At 60.0% G+C, this 14,728-nt stretch carries 18 protein-coding genes and 2 tRNA genes; 10 read left to right on the top strand and 10 right to left on the bottom strand.

What is annotated here, in order from left to right; all coding sequences use genetic code 11:
• Positions 1 to 11: 11 nt before the first annotated feature.
• Positions 12 to 773, bottom strand: coding sequence for a phosphoribosylaminoimidazolesuccinocarboxamide synthase (gene purC / locus AB4X18_RS19215; protein ID WP_370401581.1), 762 nt, complete (start codon positions 771 to 773; stop codon positions 12 to 14).
• Between the two features lie 170 nt (positions 774 to 943).
• On the opposite strand from purC, the gene AB4X18_RS19220 reads away from it, so the two are divergent.
• Both AB4X18_RS19220 and bmt read left to right on the top strand, forming a co-directional pair.
• Positions 944 to 1,261, top strand: a complete 318-nt coding sequence (locus AB4X18_RS19220; RefSeq protein WP_432816921.1) for a DUF1476 domain-containing protein — start codon at positions 944 to 946, stop codon at positions 1,259 to 1,261.
• 106 nt (positions 1,262 to 1,367) lie between these two features.
• On the top strand, positions 1,368 to 2,390 hold the full coding sequence (bmt, locus tag AB4X18_RS19225) for a betaine--homocysteine S-methyltransferase (protein ID WP_370401583.1): 1,023 nt from the start codon (positions 1,368 to 1,370) through the stop codon (positions 2,388 to 2,390).
• Here the strand turns inward: bmt and AB4X18_RS19230 are convergent.
• Complete coding sequence (locus AB4X18_RS19230) at positions 2,387 to 3,466, bottom strand: PA0069 family radical SAM protein (RefSeq protein WP_370401584.1); 1,080 nt, start codon at positions 3,464 to 3,466, stop codon at positions 2,387 to 2,389. The two genes, bmt and AB4X18_RS19230, sit on opposite strands and share 4 nt — an antisense overlap.
• A 204-nt stretch (positions 3,467 to 3,670) precedes the next feature.
• Here AB4X18_RS19230 and AB4X18_RS19235 point away from each other — a divergent pair, with 204 nt between their 5' ends.
• From AB4X18_RS19235 to AB4X18_RS19245, 3 genes are all read left to right on the top strand, one after another.
• On the top strand, positions 3,671 to 4,372 hold the full coding sequence (locus AB4X18_RS19235; protein ID WP_370401585.1) for a corrinoid protein: 702 nt from the start codon (positions 3,671 to 3,673) through the stop codon (positions 4,370 to 4,372).
• 95 nt (positions 4,373 to 4,467) lie between these two features.
• Entirely contained in the window at positions 4,468 to 4,623 is a 156-nt protein-coding gene (locus tag AB4X18_RS19240; protein ID WP_370401586.1) for a hypothetical protein, read from the top strand.
• Complete coding sequence (locus tag AB4X18_RS19245; RefSeq protein WP_370401587.1) at positions 4,620 to 5,255, top strand: DUF1638 domain-containing protein; 636 nt, start codon at positions 4,620 to 4,622, stop codon at positions 5,253 to 5,255. Before AB4X18_RS19240 ends, AB4X18_RS19245 begins: the two co-directional genes overlap by 4 nt.
• A 93-nt stretch (positions 5,256 to 5,348) precedes the next feature.
• On the opposite strand, the gene AB4X18_RS19250 is transcribed toward AB4X18_RS19245, so the two are convergent.
• Positions 5,349 to 5,759 (bottom strand): SufE family protein, encoded by a 411-nt coding sequence (locus AB4X18_RS19250; RefSeq protein WP_370401588.1) that lies wholly within the window; start codon positions 5,757 to 5,759, stop codon positions 5,349 to 5,351.
• A gap of 128 nt (positions 5,760 to 5,887) precedes the next feature.
• Between AB4X18_RS19250 and AB4X18_RS19255 the strand changes: the two genes are divergently transcribed.
• Positions 5,888 to 6,406, top strand: a complete 519-nt coding sequence (locus AB4X18_RS19255) for a hypothetical protein (protein WP_432816922.1) — start codon at positions 5,888 to 5,890, stop codon at positions 6,404 to 6,406.
• 9 nt (positions 6,407 to 6,415) lie between these two features.
• Here the strand turns inward: AB4X18_RS19255 and rnd are convergent, their stop codons facing one another.
• The 3 genes from rnd to purM all read right to left on the bottom strand — a co-directional run bounded on the left by rnd (position 6,416) and on the right by purM (position 9,314).
• Positions 6,416 to 7,573 carry a ribonuclease D gene (rnd, locus tag AB4X18_RS19260; RefSeq protein ID WP_370401590.1) on the bottom strand — a complete coding sequence of 386 codons (1,158 nt, stop codon included), beginning with the start codon at positions 7,571 to 7,573 and terminating at the stop codon, positions 6,416 to 6,418.
• Positions 7,574 to 7,674: 101 nt separating this feature from the next.
• Positions 7,675 to 8,271, bottom strand: coding sequence for a phosphoribosylglycinamide formyltransferase (purN, locus tag AB4X18_RS19265; RefSeq protein ID WP_370401591.1), 597 nt, complete (start codon positions 8,269 to 8,271; stop codon positions 7,675 to 7,677).
• Positions 8,268 to 9,314: a phosphoribosylformylglycinamidine cyclo-ligase gene (gene purM, locus AB4X18_RS19270; RefSeq protein WP_432816923.1), complete on the bottom strand. Its 1,047-nt coding sequence runs from the start codon at positions 9,312 to 9,314 to the stop codon at positions 8,268 to 8,270. The genes purN and purM overlap by 4 nt, the downstream gene beginning before the upstream one ends.
• A gap of 216 nt (positions 9,315 to 9,530) precedes the next feature.
• On the opposite strand from purM, the gene AB4X18_RS19275 reads away from it, so the two are divergent.
• Positions 9,531 to 9,607 (top strand) — tRNA-Ile (locus AB4X18_RS19275).
• A gap of 42 nt (positions 9,608 to 9,649) precedes the next feature.
• Here AB4X18_RS19275 and AB4X18_RS19280 read toward each other — a convergent pair.
• Positions 9,650 to 9,955 carry a hypothetical protein gene (locus AB4X18_RS19280; protein ID WP_370401593.1) on the bottom strand — a complete coding sequence of 102 codons (306 nt, stop codon included), beginning with the start codon at positions 9,953 to 9,955 and terminating at the stop codon, positions 9,650 to 9,652.
• Between AB4X18_RS19280 and AB4X18_RS19285 the strand changes: the two genes are divergently transcribed.
• Entirely contained in the window at positions 9,954 to 10,679 is a 726-nt protein-coding gene (locus AB4X18_RS19285; protein WP_370401594.1) for a hypothetical protein, read from the top strand. The genes AB4X18_RS19280 and AB4X18_RS19285 overlap by 2 nt on opposite strands.
• Positions 10,680 to 10,709: 30 nt before the next feature.
• Here the strand turns inward: AB4X18_RS19285 and AB4X18_RS19290 are convergent, their stop codons facing one another.
• Positions 10,710 to 12,005, bottom strand: coding sequence for an ATP-binding protein (locus AB4X18_RS19290; protein ID WP_370401595.1), 1,296 nt, complete (start codon positions 12,003 to 12,005; stop codon positions 10,710 to 10,712).
• Positions 12,006 to 12,049: 44 nt separating this feature from the next.
• Between AB4X18_RS19290 and AB4X18_RS19295 the strand changes: the two genes are divergently transcribed.
• Entirely contained in the window at positions 12,050 to 12,961 is a 912-nt protein-coding gene (locus tag AB4X18_RS19295; RefSeq protein ID WP_432816924.1) for an MBL fold metallo-hydrolase, read from the top strand.
• Between the two features lie 83 nt (positions 12,962 to 13,044).
• Positions 13,045 to 13,119 (top strand) — tRNA-Asn (locus AB4X18_RS19300).
• 113 nt (positions 13,120 to 13,232) lie between these two features.
• Here AB4X18_RS19300 and AB4X18_RS19305 read toward each other — a convergent pair.
• Together AB4X18_RS19305 and AB4X18_RS19310 are read right to left on the bottom strand one after the other, a co-directional pair.
• Positions 13,233 to 13,958 carry a hypothetical protein gene (locus AB4X18_RS19305; RefSeq protein ID WP_370401596.1) on the bottom strand — a complete coding sequence of 242 codons (726 nt, stop codon included), beginning with the start codon at positions 13,956 to 13,958 and terminating at the stop codon, positions 13,233 to 13,235.
• Positions 13,942 to 14,448: a hypothetical protein gene (locus AB4X18_RS19310; RefSeq protein ID WP_370401597.1), complete on the bottom strand. Its 507-nt coding sequence runs from the start codon at positions 14,446 to 14,448 to the stop codon at positions 13,942 to 13,944. The genes AB4X18_RS19305 and AB4X18_RS19310 overlap by 17 nt, the downstream gene beginning before the upstream one ends.
• Positions 14,449 to 14,728: the final 280 nt, after the last annotated feature.

A 14,728-nucleotide genomic window follows, 5' to 3' on the forward strand; every position in this document is an offset into this window, starting at 1 on the left:
TTTTGAGAAGATCAGTTAATCAATGTCGGTTTGGTAATCGGTGTCGATGTCTTGGGCATCACACCCAGCCGCTTGGCCACTTCGGTATACGCATCCGTAAGCGAGCCGAGATCGCGGCGGAAGACGTCCTTGTCCAGCTTTTGCCCGGTTTCAATGTCCCACAGGCGGCAACTGTCGGGGCTGATCTCATCGGCCACGATCAAGCGCTGGAAATCACCGTCATAGATGCGGCCGATCTCAATCTTGAAATCCACCAGACGAATGCCGACGGCCATCATCACACCGGACATGAAATCGTTCACCCTGAGCGCGAGGCTCAGAATGTCTTCCATGTCCTGCTGGCTGGCCCAGCCAAAAGCGGCGATATGTTCTTCGGTGACCAGCGGGTCGCCCAGGCTGTCGTCCTTGTAGCAGTATTCGACAATCGGGCGCGGCAGCTGCGTGCCTTCCTCGATCCCAAGCCGTTTGGACATGGTGCCTGCCGCATAGTTGCGCACGATGACTTCCAGTGGAATGATTTCGCACTGGCGGACAAGTTGTTCGCGCATGTTCAGCCGCTTGATGAAATGCGTCGGCACGCCAATCTGGTTCAACCCGGTCATGAAATATTCGGACAACCGGTTGTTGAGCACCCCCTTGCCTTCGATGACGTCCTTTTTCTGGGCGTTGAAGGCCGTGGCATCGTCCTTGAAGTATTGCACGATGGTCCCCGGCTCCGGCCCTTCATACAGAACCTTTGCCTTGCCTTCGTAGATCTTCTTGCGGCGGGCCATATGCGTCCTCTCACCAAAGGCCCCTCTGGACGGTCCTGGGGGCGTTTGCGCCCCTCTTAGTCCAACCCCCCTATCCCTGCAAGCGCGCTGCGTCGGCTTATGCCCCTTGTGGCGGGCCGTGAGGACACGCATATTGAAACCAGAACGACATCAGCATGAGGACCCCGCCGATGACCACCTTTAACGACCGCGAAAACGCCTTTGAAAACAAGTACGCCCACGACGCCGAGATGCAATTCAAGGCAGAAGCACGCCGCAACAGGCTGTTGGGGCTCTGGGCGGCTGAGTTGTTGGGCAAAACCGGCGAGGATGCTGCTGACTACGCCAAGGAAGTGATAAAATCCGATTTTGAGGAAGCCGGCGACGAAGACGTGTACCGCAAAGTGTCCGGCGATCTGGGCGACAAGGCGGACGAAGCCACGATCCGCAGCCAGATGAAGACGCTGATGGCACAGGCCAAGGCGCAGATTATGGAAGAACACGACTGATCCTTCAGATTGTGAACGCAGGCTCATAATCAAGATGAAGATTATGAGCTTGCCTGATATAGTACCGTGTGGAATATCCTGAACCGCACTATTTCGCGGGGCTGCCATGACAGATACTTTCACCACCCTTCTGGCCGACAAAGGGGTGCTGCTGGCCGATGGTGCGACCGGAACCAATCTGTTCAACATGGGTCTGATGTCGGGCGACGCGCCCGAATTCTGGAACACCGAAGACCCAGACAAGATCCTGACGCTCTATCGCGGTGCGGTGAACGCGGGTAGCGATCTTTTCCTGACCAACAGCTTTGGTGCCAACGCCTCCCGTCTCAAGCTGCACGACGCCGCCAAGCGCGCCCATGAACTCAGCCGTGTCGCGGCTGAACTGGGTCGCGAAGTGGCCGATACGGCAGGTCGCAAGGTCGTCGTGGCAGGGTCCGTCGGACCTACGGGCGAGATCATGGAGCCTGTCGGAACGCTGAGCCATGCGCTTGCGGTCGAGATGTTTCACGAAACCGCCGACGGCCTGAAAGAAGGTGGTGCCGATATCGGCTGGCTGGAGACGATCAGCGCGCCCGAGGAATACCGCGCGGCGGCCGAAGGGTTCGCGCGCGCAGGTCTTCCATGGTGCGGCACCATGAGCTTTGACACCGCCGGACGGACCATGATGGGCCTGACGTCGGAGGGCATGGTCGAGATGGTTGCGGAACTGGACGCGCCGCCACTGGCCTACGGGGCAAACTGCGGCACCGGCGCGTCGGATTTACTGCGCACCATGCTGGGCATGGCGGCCAAGGAAACCGCCCTGCCCCTGATTGCCAAGGGCAACGCGGGCATTCCGAAATACGTGGACGGCCATATTCATTACGATGGCACGCCCGACCTGATGGCGACCTATGCGGTCATGGCGCGCAATTGCGGCGCCGCGATCATCGGCGGCTGTTGTGGTACGATGCCGGAACACCTTGAGAAAATGCGCGAGGCGCTGGATACGCAGCCGCGCGGCAGCGCCCCGGAACTGGCGGAAATCGAAGCGGCCTTGGGTGGGTTTTCCTCCGCCAATGACGGTACAGGCGATGACGCGGCCCCGGCGCGCACGCCACGTCGCGGGGGCAGACGCCGCCGCGCCTAGAACAGCGACATCTGCTGTCCCGGCAGCTGTGGCGCGCGAAACAGGTCACAGCGCATCGGCGCAGCAGAGGTTTTTAGACCCAACCGCTTGACCGCAACCTTGAACCGCTGCGCCACCATTTCCGCGTAAGGCCCCTCCCCGCGCATCCGCTTGTGCCACGTCGCATCATAAAGCTTGCCGCCGTGCATTTCGCGCAGCCGCGCCAGCACCCGCGCCGCCCGGTCCGGAAAATGCTGTTCCAGCCACGCCTCGACCAGTCCGGCCACCTCCTGCGGCAACCGCAGCATGATCCAACTGGCGTGCTGCGCCCCCGCGTCCCGCCCCGCCTCAAGGATCGCCTCAAGTTCCGGATCGCTCAGCGCGGGCACCATGGGGGAGGCCATGACGCGCACCGGCACTCCCGCTGCCGCAAGCCGTTCAATCGTGCGCAGGCGGCGTGCGGGCGCGGGCGCGCGCGGCTCCATCAGGCGCGACAGTTTCGGATCAAGCGTGGTCACCGAAATGCCCACGCGCACCAGGCCCTGCGCTGCCATGTCGCGCAAGATATCCATGTCCCGCTCAATCAGGCTGCCCTTGGTGACAATCGCCACCGGATGCCTCGCATCCGCCAGAACCTCCAAACAGGCGCGGACAATTTCATGCTCTTTCTCAATGGGTTGATAGGGATCGGTGTTGGTCCCGATGGCAATGGGCGCAACCTTGTAGGACGGCGCGGCAAGCTCCCTTTTCAGGACCTCCGGCGCCTCGGGTCGTGCAACCAGCTGCGTTTCGAAATCAAGGCCCGGTGAAAGGCCGAGGTAGGCATGGCTGGGCCGCGCAAAGCAATAGACGCAGCCATGCTCGCATCCGCGATAAGGATTGATCGACCGATCGAAGGGCAGATCGGGCGACCTGTTGTAGGTGATCATGCTGCGCGGCCGCTCGATGCTGGTCTGCGTGCGCAGGACCGGCAGCGGTGCGTCCGCCGCCGCCCACCCGTCATCGGCAACCTCCCGGCGCAGCCGCTCAAACCGGCCCGCATGATTGCTGTCCGTCCCCCGTCCCCGCAATTTGTACAGGCGTGCCGCTTGGTCCATCACAGATGAATAGAACAAATAATGAACATGAACAATATGATTGTCTTAATCCCTTGTGGCTAAGTGTATATTCGTCCCGAACCCCTGTGGCAAAAGCGTCGCGCTTTGCGCAGGCGGTGTCGCAATTTGCGCGTCATTATGCGCTTTTTCGTGACATCTATGCGGTCAGGACCAACGCTGCGGTCACGAGCAAGAGGAATACACATGTCGGACGACGACGAAATTATCCTGGCAGACCTGGACGACGAAGAACTTGTCCAACAGATGTTCGATGATCTCTACGACGGTCTCAAGGAAGAGATCGAGGAAGGCGTGAACATCCTGCTTGAGCGGAAATGGGAACCCTACAGGATCCTGACCGAAGCGCTTGTGGGCGGGATGACCATTGTGGGTGCGGATTTCCGCGACGGGATCCTTTTCGTGCCCGAAGTGCTGCTGGCCGCCAATGCGATGAAGGGTGGCATGGCCATTCTCAAGCCGCTTCTGGCCGAAACCGGTGCGCCACGCGTGGGCAAGATGGTCATCGGCACCGTCAAGGGCGACATCCATGACATCGGCAAGAACCTTGTCGGCATGATGATGGAAGGTGCCGGGTTCGAAGTGGTCGATCTGGGCATCAACAACCCGGTCGAAACCTATCTGGAGGCCATCGAAAACGAAGGCCCCGACATTCTGGGCATGTCCGCCCTGCTGACCACGACCATGCCCTATATGAAAGTCGTCATCGACACGATGGTCGAACAAGGCATCCGTGATGATTACATCGTTCTGGTTGGCGGCGCGCCGCTGAACGAGGAATTTGGCAAGGCCATTGGTGCCGACGCCTATTGCCGTGACGCCGCAGTGGCGGTCGAGACGGCGAAGGAATGGATGGCCCGCAAACACAACACCGCCAAATCGGCCTGAGAGCGGCGATGCGCGTGACCCATGGCCCTGCCTTCCGGCGGGGCCTTTTTTGTGTACGCAACTCCCCCTATCTTGGGATATGTCAGGAGGAAACGATGCCCAAAGCCAGATTTGCCCTTATCCTGCTCAGCGTGTTAATTGCCGCTGGTGCAACAGTCTGGCTGCTTAGCCTTGGTGGCCCTGGCTTGATGGTTGCCGCCCTGCCCGCCTTCCTGATCGCGGCCTTCGCGATCCGGTATCTGGGCAAATGATCCCCTCCGACGCCTCGCTGACCGAAGACGGCCTGCCGTTGGACGACAAGCAGGGGCGTATCCTGCTGATTGCCTGCGGCGCGCTGGCGCGTGAAATACTCGACCTCAAGGCGCTCAACGGCTGGGACCATCTTGACCTGACCTGCCTGCCCGCGAAATACCACCTCTACCCCGACAAGATCACCGCTGAGGTGCGCGCGAGCGTGGTCAAACACCGCGATGCCTACGCCGATATCTTCGTGGTCTACGCGGACTGCGGCACCGGTGGCCTGCTCCAACAAGCTTGTGACGACCTTGGTGTGAAGATGATCGCGGGGCCCCACTGCTACAGCTTTTTCGAAGGCCATGACGTTTTCGCCGCCAAAGCAGAGGAAGAATTCACCAGCTTCTACCTGACCGACTTTCTGGTCCGCCAGTTCGACGCCTTCGTGTGGAAACCCATGGGGCTGGACCGCCATCCTGACCTGCGCGACATGTATTTCGGTAATTATGAAAAACTGGTCTATCAGGCGCAGACCGATGACCCGGCGCTGACAGAAAAAGCGCGTGACTGCGCAGCCCGGCTCGGCCTTGCTTTTGAACGGCGTTTCACCGGATACGGGGACCTGAAAACCGCACTATCCGCCTTGTGAGACCTTTGCGAGGGTACGCCACGACACCTCGCAGCTTCCAAATGGTTAAAAAAACCAATCCGCAACAGCCGCCAAATACGTAGCCTCTGAATATCACGCGGTCTGCGCTGCGGTTTCCTTGATCCGCTCGATCATCGCCCGCAACCCGTTGGAACGCTGAGCTGACAGATGATCGTTCAACCCAAGCCGCGCCATTTCGGAACGGGCATCCACCGTCAGCACCTCCGCTGGGGACAAGCCATTGTAAAGCTTTCTCAATACAGCAATCAGGCCGGATACGATCATCGCATCGCTCGCCCCGTCAAAATGAAGCTTGCCCCCGTCGAATTGCGCATGCAGCCACACCTGTGACGCACAGCCATCCACCTTGGTCGCGGGCACGCGCAACGCTTCGGGCAAAGGCTCCATATCCTTGCCCTGATCGATCACATGACGATAGCGGTCTTCCCAATCCTCAAGGAACTCAAAATCCTCCACAAGTTCTTCGAATGCAGCGCTGGCCATCGTGTTGGTCCTTTCAATCGTCTTCCTCGCAGAGGTAGGGGCGTCCCCCCCAAAGGTCCAGCCCCTTCCCAAGTCAGAACGGATGGGGTAACCACGTAAAAAAGCATGAATTCCCGAAGGCAGAGCGCATGAGCAAGACCCTTTCCCTTTTGTTGGCCGCAACCCTGACGCTAAGCGCCTGCGGTGCGATCCGAGACAGCCGGGTGAACCCGTTCAACTGGTTCGGGCAATCGCGCGCGGTTGCGGTGGAACCCAGGGAACAGACCAACCCGCTCATTCCGACACGCAGCGGCCTTTTCGCCTCCTCCCGCGCCGAGGAAGAGGTTTATGCCGGGCGGCCCTTCGATCAGGTCACCGATCTGACGATTGAACGTATACCCGGCGGCGCCATCATCCGCGCCACGGGTCTTGCCGCGCGTCAGGGCATCTACGAAGTGCAGCTTACCCCCGCAAACGAGGACGAAGAAGCCGTCGAGGGCGTGCTGATCTATCGTCTGGAAGGGGTGCTGCCGGACCGGCGCACGAATGTCGGCACCACCCCGACCCGCGAAGTCATCGCGGCACGGCGCGTTACGGATCAGACCCTGCGCGGTGTGCGGGTGATCCGCGTGGAAGGACGACGCAACGCGCGGGAATCGCGGCGCTAGGATCCGCGTTCAGACCTCAACCACCTTTACGTCATTGCCAACCGCCGTAAGCGCGATCTTGCCTTCGCACAGGCGCAGCGCGTCTTCGCCGAACACTTCGCGCCGCCAGCCCTTGAGGGCCGGCAGGTCCCGCTGACCGGCGGCGATGCCGTCTAGGTCTGCCGCAGGCGCGATCAGCTTGGCTGCAACACCCGCCTGTTCGGTCTTGGCTTTCAAAAGAACCCGAAGCAAATCAGCCAGTGCCGGGTTAACCTGTATCCGGTCACGGCTGCGATCGGGTTCGGGCATGTCTTCAGGTTTGCATGCAAGACCGGCGGCCACCGCCTTGAGGATCCCATCGGCGATGTCACCCTTGCGCCCCTCCCGCAACAAAAGCCGCGCGCGGCCCAATTCATCAAGCGTCGTAGGTTTCAGCCCAGCCAGTTCGACCAGCGCGTCATCCTTGTAAACACGGTTGCGCGGCACATTGCGCGCTTGCGCGTATTCCTCCCGAAAGGCTGCCAGCTCCCGCACGATGGCCAGAAAGCGGGCGGAATGGGTCCGGGTCTTCACCCGTTTCCATGCATCGTTGGGCGCGGTGGTATAGGTGGCGGGATTGGTCAGGATTTCCAACTCCTCCTCCACCCAGCGCGCGCGACCGCTTTCTGCCAGCTTTTCGCTCAGGAATTCATAGATCTGGCGCAGATGGGTCACATCCGCCAAGGCGTAACGCTTTTGCGCGTCCGACAACGGGCGGCGGGACCAATCGGTGAAGCGGGACGTCTTGTCCACGCCAGTATGGCAGATCTTCCGCACGAGTGTTTCATAGCCCACCTGTTCCCCGAACCCGCAGACCATTGCGGCAACCTGGGTATCAAACAGCGGCTCGGGAAAGACGGCGTCATCGACAAAGAATATCTCAAGATCCTGACGGGCCGCGTGAAAGACCTTCACCACGGAGGTGTCGCGAAACAGCTTGTACAGCGGCGCCATGGAGATGCCATTGGCCAGCGGATCAACCAGCACCGCGTTGCTGTCGTCAGTCCCCGGCATGGCCAGCTGGACAAGGCAAAGCTTGGAATAATACGTCCGTTCCCGGAGGAATTCGGTATCGACGGTCACATAAGGATGCTTTGCCGCTTCTTCGCAATATGCCGAAAGGTCGGCCGTGGTGGTCAGGGTTCTCATAAACTCACTTTTTAGAAACAAGCGGCGGAACCCGCTGAAGTGCCCAGCGTTAAAGCAAAGCCGCGCGATTGACTAGATGCCGACACACACCACCGGGTCGATCAGCGGGGCAATTCAAGCAGACGCGTGTCACCTGCCGCGAAACGGCGCAAGACCGCCGGGTAAAGCTGGTGCTCAAGGACCAGAACCCGTGCCGCAAGCGCATCAGGCGTATCATCCGGCGCGATGGCAAGGCGGGCCTGTCCCAGGATCGGACCATCATCCAGCGCCGCCGTCACTTCGTGGACCGTGCACCCATGTGCGCTGTCCCCCGCCGCCAATGCCCGCGCATGGGTGTTAAGCCCCTTGTACTTGGGCAGGAGCGAGGGATGGATGTTGATCATGCGTCCCGCCCAGGCATCCGTGAACCCCGCCGTCAGCTTGCGCATGAAGCCCGCAAGGCAAATGATGTCCGGTTCATGTAGTTCGAGCGCTGCGCTTACGGCCGCCTCGAACGCCGCCCGATCCGTCCCGAATGGCCGGTGGTCCACGACGGCCGTCGCAATCCCCTGTGCCTTGGCCCAGGCGATGCCGCCCGCATCCGCATTGTTGGAAAACACCACGGCGGGCCGTGCCGGGTGATCACCGGTCATGTCCGCCACCAATGCGCGCATGTTCGATCCACCGCCCGAGATAAAGATGGCGACCCGTTTGGTCAAAGCAGGCTACCCTTGTAGGATACACCCGCCTGCCCCGTGATCGTGCCGATCTCGACCGCTGCATGGCCGTCACTGGCAAAGGCGTCCTGTGCAGCCGCGACCTGATCGGGGCGCACGACCGCGACCATCCCCATACCGGCGTTGAAGGTTTTCAGCATCTCTGCTTCCGCCATGCCGCCTTGTGCGGCCAGCCACTTGAAGACAGGCGGCAGTTCCCATGCGCCCAGATCAATCTCAGCGCCCAGCCCTTCGGGCAGGACACGGGGCAGGTTCTCGGTCAGTCCACCGCCCGTGATATGCGCCAGCGCGGACACGCAATCGCCCCGCAACGCGGCAACAGCGCCCCTGACGTAGAGCCGCGTCGGCGTCAGCAGCGCCGCACCCAATGTGCCGTCGCCCCAAGGACAGTCGTCTCCCCACCCCAATCCGCTGAGTTCAACGATCTTGCGCACCAGCGAATAGCCGTTGGAATGGACCCCGTCGCTGGGCAGACCCAGCAGGACATCGCCCCGCGCCACACCGCGCGGCAGTTCCGTGCCCCGTTCCATCGCCCCGACCGAGAAGCCCGCCAGATCGAAATCGCCTGCATCATACATGCCGGGCATTTCTGCCGTCTCTCCTCCGATCAGGGCGCAACCGGATCGCGCGCAGCCGTCCGCGATGCCTTCGATGATGGCCGTCGCCTGATCCAGCTCCAGTTTGCCTGTTGCAAAATAATCAAGGAAAAACAGCGGCTCAGCACCCTGACACACCAGATCATTGACGCACATGGCAACCAGATCAATGCCGATGCTGTCCACGTTGCCGGTATCAATGGCGATGCGCAGCTTGGTCCCCACGCCGTCGGTGGCGGCCACCAGAACCGGGTCCACGAAACCTGCCCCCTTGAGGTCAAAAAGCGCGCCAAAACCTCCCAGGCCGGCCATCACGCCGGGACGCGTGGTGCGTTTGGCGGCGGGTTTGATCCGCTCCACCAGCGCGTTGCCTGCGTCGATGTCCACCCCCGCCTCAGCATAGGTGATCCCATTCTTGGGTGAAGTCATGGCGCGCCCCCTTGCCTGCAACCTGATGCCGCTTGCGTTAGTGCATTGCGCGCCTGCGCGCAACGGTAAGGGTGCGCGCCCGCGCGCAACGGTAAGGGTGCGTGCCTGCGCGCGTTGCTAGAGGCGCGCGCCCAGTCGCGTTGGTAAGGGTGCGCGCCCGCGCGCAACGGTAAGGCTTGACCATCTCGCATACCTTGCATACCCGTTGGCCATGGCGGGCCTGTAGCTCAATTGGTTAGAGCAGAGCGCTCATAACGCTTTGGTTGCGGGTTCAAGTCCTGCCGGGCCTACCATACCTGCCTTGTCTTCATAGAAAATTAAGTAGAATCAACAGATCAGCTGGACAGCGGTCTGGGTTTCTCCTTGTCCCACCCCTGCATGGCTAGTTGCCCGATTTTGGACATGATTTTGACAAAGTTCTTGCAATCATTGGGATTTTCTGGCATCTTCTTTCGACCAAAGTTGTTTGGTGTTTTGATGAGTGTTTTGGTATCGGTACGGCTTGATGCGGTCGGCGTCCTGAGTTGGCGCAAGCATCCAACCTCCTGATACATCTGTGGTTTTGTGCCGCCGAAGCGTCTGCGCGCTATGCAGGCGTCGCCAAAGGGCTCAGCAGAACAGCTGGATATGGGGGCCGTCATGATCGGTATGCATGTCGCGAAGTTAGGCAAGGTAATTACCGTGGCTTTGGCCACGCTGGGGACCTGCGCCTGGGCCGCGACAAAGCCCCTTGATCCACTTGTTTTGCCCGAAGATCTGGCCAACCTCAGAATCGATGATCTGATCGTAAAGGACCCGCTTGGCTTTGACTGCATTCAGGACCAACACATCGATCTGGCGTTTCATGCGACGGGCAAAGGGGTCCGCATGCCGCGCACCTGCTTGCCTGAACCTTGCGTCAAAGCCTTGACGCCCTTCCAACTTGCAGCCCTGATTGGACGAAACCCGAACGAACAGGAGTGGGATCAGTATTTTGCCCGCTATGCCGATTTTTGTCGAAAGGAAGTGGTCGCTTTTGATGCTGAAGGCGCGGACACACCCGTTGATGTTTTGCCTGAGGCGGCGTTCTGGCTGCCGCTGCTGGCACAGCTCGGCACCAGCGGCGGCGGCAGTGGCGGCAGTGCAGTCAGTACTCCGATCCTTGGCGGAGGTGCAGCAAAGGGCGGGGGCGGTGCGACCCTTTTTGGCGGCGGCGGCAGCGGTAGCAGCGGCACTTCCAGCGGCGGCAGCCAGACGTCGCCCGCGACCGAGGTCCTGTCAGAAGAGGTTGGCGTACAACCGGTTCCCCTGCCCGCACCGATCTGGCTGATGCTGGCCACCTTGTGCGCCCTCGGCGGTCTGTCGCGATATCGCAGAACGGCCTGACAAGGTCTGACAATCACCCCCTGCGCAGTATCAGCGGGCGATTACGATATCGGCGCGCAGCCCTCCCAGCCGCGATGAAGTCCCCAACCGCAACACCCCGCCGTGCGCCCTTGCAATATCCGTGGCGATGGCCAGTCCCAGACCAACACCCCCGCCCTTGTCCTGATTGCGCGCCTTGTCCAGCCGGGTAAAGGGCTTTGCCGCTTCCAATCGCTGATCTTCGGGAATGCCGGGGCCATCATCCTCGACGCGGATGCGCAGGGTCTTGTCGGTCAGCATCACCGACACCTCTGCCTTCGCGCCATATCGCACTGCGTTGGAAATCAGATTGTCCACCGCACGGCGCAGCGCCATACGGCGCAGCAGCACCGTACCGGTCCCATCGCCCTCGGGTGGCAAAAGCCGGACATCCCTGCCCGCCCGCTGCGTTTCTTTGACGACCTGTTCAAGCAATGCATGCGGGTCAACCGGTTCAGGCTCGCCTTCCGACGCCCCTTTGGCAAAGCTGAGGAATTCGTCCAACATGCGTTGCAGGTCCTCCACGTCCTCCAGCAAGGGGGCCGCATCGTCTTCCTCCAGCATCGACAGGCCCAGACGCATCCGGGTCAGCGGGGTGCGCATGTCATGGCTGACCCCCGACAACATCAGGGTCCGCTGTTCGATCTGGCGCTCTATCCGGGCGCGCATGTCCACGAATGCGGCCCCCGCCGCGCGCACTTCGACCGCGCCTGCAGGCGCATAAGGGTCGTGACGCCCGCGGCCGAAGGCCTCTGCGGCACGCGCCAGCCGCTTGATCGGCCGAAGCTGGTTCCGCAAATAGATCGATGCGATCAGCGTCAGCACCACACCAAAGAACACTGTGTAAACAAAAAGCTGGTGCGGGTTGGAAGCGGACACCCGGCGGCGATGGAACGACAGCGCAACAGGCCCATCGGCGCGCTGCACATAGAGCTTAACGTTGCTGTCGTCGCGCAGATCCGCGACCTCGAACGCGGGCAGGTTTTCACGCATCACCCGGCTCATCACCCGGCCTGAATAATCGTACCAGACATACAGATCCCGGGGCGGCACGGCATCCGCAGCGACCGGTACGACCCCGATCATCAGGGCTTCCGGGATCGTGTCATCCTGCCCCATGCGGTCCAGAACAAGGTTGATCTCGCGCAGCATGCTCATGGTCATCTGGGTGGTCACACCTTCGAAATGACGCTGCGCGAAGACCACCGTGACGACCAGTTGCAATACCACCACCGGCAGCATCAGGATGAGCGCGGCACGGCCGTAGATGCCGCGCGGCACATAGCGTTTGAGCCAGGCAAAAAACATGGATAGACCCTAGGACACGCGACCCTGCTGCGAAAGGCCGAAACATGTTGCCCCCAGATGACTTTGATCCCCCCATCGGCAGGCCCATCACGCTGGAACCGGGGGTGCGGCGCATCACGGCGCCCAACCCGTCCCCGATGACCTACCGGGGCACCAATACCTATCTGGTGGGCACCCGCGGGCTTGCAGTGATCGATCCCGGTCCGGACAGCGACGCGCATCTTGACGCAATCCTCAAGGCGGTGACGCCGGATCAGCATGTCAGCCATATCCTTGTCACTCATACCCACCTTGACCATTCCCCCCTTGCGCGCTCCTTGGCTAAGGCAACTGGCGCGCCGATCCTTGCCTTCGGCGATGCCGCATCGGGACGGTCCGCAATCATGCAGGAACTGGCACAGGCGGGCGAGATCGGCGGCGGCGAAGGTATCGACACCACTTTTGCCCCCGATCAGCGCCTTGGCGATGGCGCGTGCATCGATGGGGACGGCTGGCAGCTTGAAGCGATCCACACGCCCGGTCATATCGGCAACCACCTCAGCTTTGCATGGGGTGATCTTTGCTTTACCGCCGATCACGTGATGGGCTGGGCCACCTCGCTCGTCTCCCCGCCCGACGGGGATCTGACGGACTTTATGGCCTCCTGCGCCCGCCTGACGGCACGGCCCTGGCGGGTTTTCTATCCCGGTCATGGCGCCCCCATCAGTGATCCCGCCGCACGGCTTGAAGGGCTGATCGCCCATCGCAACGCCCGCGAAGCGGCCATTCTGGAGGTGCTGCAGCAGGGGCCCGCCACGGCCGCCGACCTTGCCGCACAGATCTACACCGACACACCCGCCGCACTGCTGGGTGCCGCAAGCCGGAATGTCTTGTCGCATCTGGTTGATCTGACGGCCAAATCCCGCGTCAGTCCCCAAGGCCCCCTCGCCGCTGATGCGCTCTTTCAGCGCCAATAGGGCCGACGCCCTTAAAAATCACGAAATTGCCCCAAATACCCACTGGACGCGCAAAAACCCCCCTGCTATATCGCCCAAACCGTTCCGGCGTAGCTCAGCGGTAGAGCAGTTGACTGTTAATCAATTGGTCGTAGGTTCGATCCCTACCGCCGGAGCCACTTATTTAGCTAAGTATTTGATTTTACTGGATAATATCTGAAAATGGGTTCAAATCCTCTTTTTGGAGCCAAACTTCTCGCAACAAATCCCGCAACACTGCTTCAATCTTGTTCTATGCAAATCGGTGAAAAACGTTCTGAAGGAGCGTCTCGATATGTGCAGCAGATTTGTTAGCACCTACTTTGAGAGTATTCGGGTGGCCGCAGCCATTGCGAAGGCCGAGAGCCTTTTGCAACTCCTCCTTCGCGTTCTTGCCGATAACAGAGATTGCGGCAACTCTATCGAGAAACTCGGCTTCACCCATCTTGCCGAGGTCATCAGGCGATTTGGCGGCTTTCCACTTACCGTTTACCCGCTTTGCCTCAGTGTTGAATCCTGACAGGTGGTGTGAGTGGATGTGCTTGTGCAAGACGTCCATCGCGCCGAGCCAAGACATCACGATAGCCGAACGGTACAGTTCTGCCTCGTGACATTTGATCGCCTCCTCGACAAATTCCCGGGTTTCTGCATCGGTGATCTTGTCGAGATGTGCACGAAGGTCCGCGGCCACTTGCATGGCGGCGGGACTAATTTTCGAAACACCAAGATTTCTAAGGTGCATCTTTCCTGCTTCGGTCAACTCCCAACCGTTGGGAGCGCGAACGGCTCTTCCTTTGCTTGCGCCGAGAATCTGGGACTCGTTCCATTTCGTGGGCACCCTGAACCCCGCTTCTTTAGCGCGTTCACGAATTCCGGAAAGTTGGGTCGGTTCATCTAATGATGCGAGAACAAGTAATAGTTTGTCTTGGCGGGAAAGGTCGCGGTGCAGCCAGTCTTTCAGTTCATCCGATGCCAGCAACTTTTGCCTCAAGTTGTTTGCGTTCTGTCGCACTTAGGGAATAGGTATCTTTGGCACCTTGATTGATCCGCTTATTTTTTACGAGGGTTCCAAAACTCGCAGTCAAATTGTTGCTGTAGGTTTCCTTGTAGTAGGTAGTCGCATTCTTCATTTCAGCCAAAATCTCAGATCGAGTCGAAGAAGCATTGCCTTGAACAAGTTCAAGCTGGGCAATTGCGCAAATTACCAGATCCGCGCCTGAGTTAGAGTTAAGGTGAGCGGCAATAGTGTTTGTCGACAAGGAAAGGTTTTCGTTGCCCGAGTTTGGAGCGCCTACGTCTTCCTTCTCCGATTTGGCTACAGTCTGCGGCGCGGCTTCCTCTGGCGAACGCGCGACCAAGTCGCCCATGGCAACAAGCAACGCTTCTATACCGCCATCCAAAAACGCAGGATCGCCTTCATACTCGATTTCCATCGAGCCGACCTTTACCCGAATCTTGGCACCGTCCATCAAAAACCCCTACCATAAAGCGTCACAACCTAGTTCTACTACTAGATGTAGCGACCGACAACAATTTACTGTAAGTTTGACGGCGGAATGAACGAAAGACGTTCAGTCCCGCAACAAATCCCGCAACATTATTACCACCAAAACTGCGTAAGATATTGTTTTTATTCAATATTAATCTGAAGTAAACACCTACCGCCGGAGCCAATTTACCAAATATAGTCAACGTATTGACGCGTACGGCGGAGCCTTAGGCCCGCACACCCCCGATGGCAGATCGCCG

Origin of the sequence: Sulfitobacter rhodophyticola (assembly GCF_041281685.2) — a bacterium.
Lineage (GTDB): Bacteria > Pseudomonadota > Alphaproteobacteria > Rhodobacterales > Rhodobacteraceae > Sulfitobacter.

What these genes read in the sequence shown, in the direction of transcription:
- AB4X18_RS19285 (WP_370401594.1), top strand. Translation starts at nt 9,954, where the DNA reads ATGATCGGTATGCATGTCGCGAAGTTAGGCAAGGTAATTACCGTGGCT.
- AB4X18_RS19240 (WP_370401586.1), top strand. Translation starts at nt 4,468, where the DNA reads ATGCCCAAAGCCAGATTTGCCCTTATCCTGCTCAGCGTGTTAATTGCC.
- AB4X18_RS19230 (WP_370401584.1), bottom strand. Translation starts at nt 3,466, where the DNA reads ATGGACCAAGCGGCACGCCTGTACAAATTGCGGGGACGGGGGACGGAC.
- AB4X18_RS19310 (WP_370401597.1), bottom strand. Translation starts at nt 14,448, where the DNA reads ATGGACGGTGCCAAGATTCGGGTAAAGGTCGGCTCGATGGAAATCGAG.
- AB4X18_RS19280 (WP_370401593.1), bottom strand. Translation starts at nt 9,955, where the DNA reads ATGACGGCCCCCATATCCAGCTGTTCTGCTGAGCCCTTTGGCGACGCC.
- AB4X18_RS19255 (WP_432816922.1), top strand. Translation starts at nt 5,888, where the DNA reads ATGAGCAAGACCCTTTCCCTTTTGTTGGCCGCAACCCTGACGCTAAGC.
- AB4X18_RS19250 (WP_370401588.1), bottom strand. Translation starts at nt 5,759, where the DNA reads ATGGCCAGCGCTGCATTCGAAGAACTTGTGGAGGATTTTGAGTTCCTT.
- AB4X18_RS19235 (WP_370401585.1), top strand. Translation starts at nt 3,671, where the DNA reads ATGTCGGACGACGACGAAATTATCCTGGCAGACCTGGACGACGAAGAA.
- AB4X18_RS19295 (WP_432816924.1), top strand. Translation starts at nt 12,050, where the DNA reads ATGTTGCCCCCAGATGACTTTGATCCCCCCATCGGCAGGCCCATCACG.
- bmt (WP_370401583.1), top strand. Translation starts at nt 1,368, where the DNA reads ATGACAGATACTTTCACCACCCTTCTGGCCGACAAAGGGGTGCTGCTG.
- AB4X18_RS19245 (WP_370401587.1), top strand. Translation starts at nt 4,620, where the DNA reads ATGATCCCCTCCGACGCCTCGCTGACCGAAGACGGCCTGCCGTTGGAC.
- purC (WP_370401581.1), bottom strand. Translation starts at nt 773, where the DNA reads ATGGCCCGCCGCAAGAAGATCTACGAAGGCAAGGCAAAGGTTCTGTAT.
- AB4X18_RS19290 (WP_370401595.1), bottom strand. Translation starts at nt 12,005, where the DNA reads ATGTTTTTTGCCTGGCTCAAACGCTATGTGCCGCGCGGCATCTACGGC.
- rnd (WP_370401590.1), bottom strand. Translation starts at nt 7,573, where the DNA reads ATGAGAACCCTGACCACCACGGCCGACCTTTCGGCATATTGCGAAGAA.
- AB4X18_RS19220 (WP_432816921.1), top strand. Translation starts at nt 944, where the DNA reads ATGACCACCTTTAACGACCGCGAAAACGCCTTTGAAAACAAGTACGCC.
- purM (WP_432816923.1), bottom strand. Translation starts at nt 9,314, where the DNA reads ATGACTTCACCCAAGAATGGGATCACCTATGCTGAGGCGGGGGTGGAC.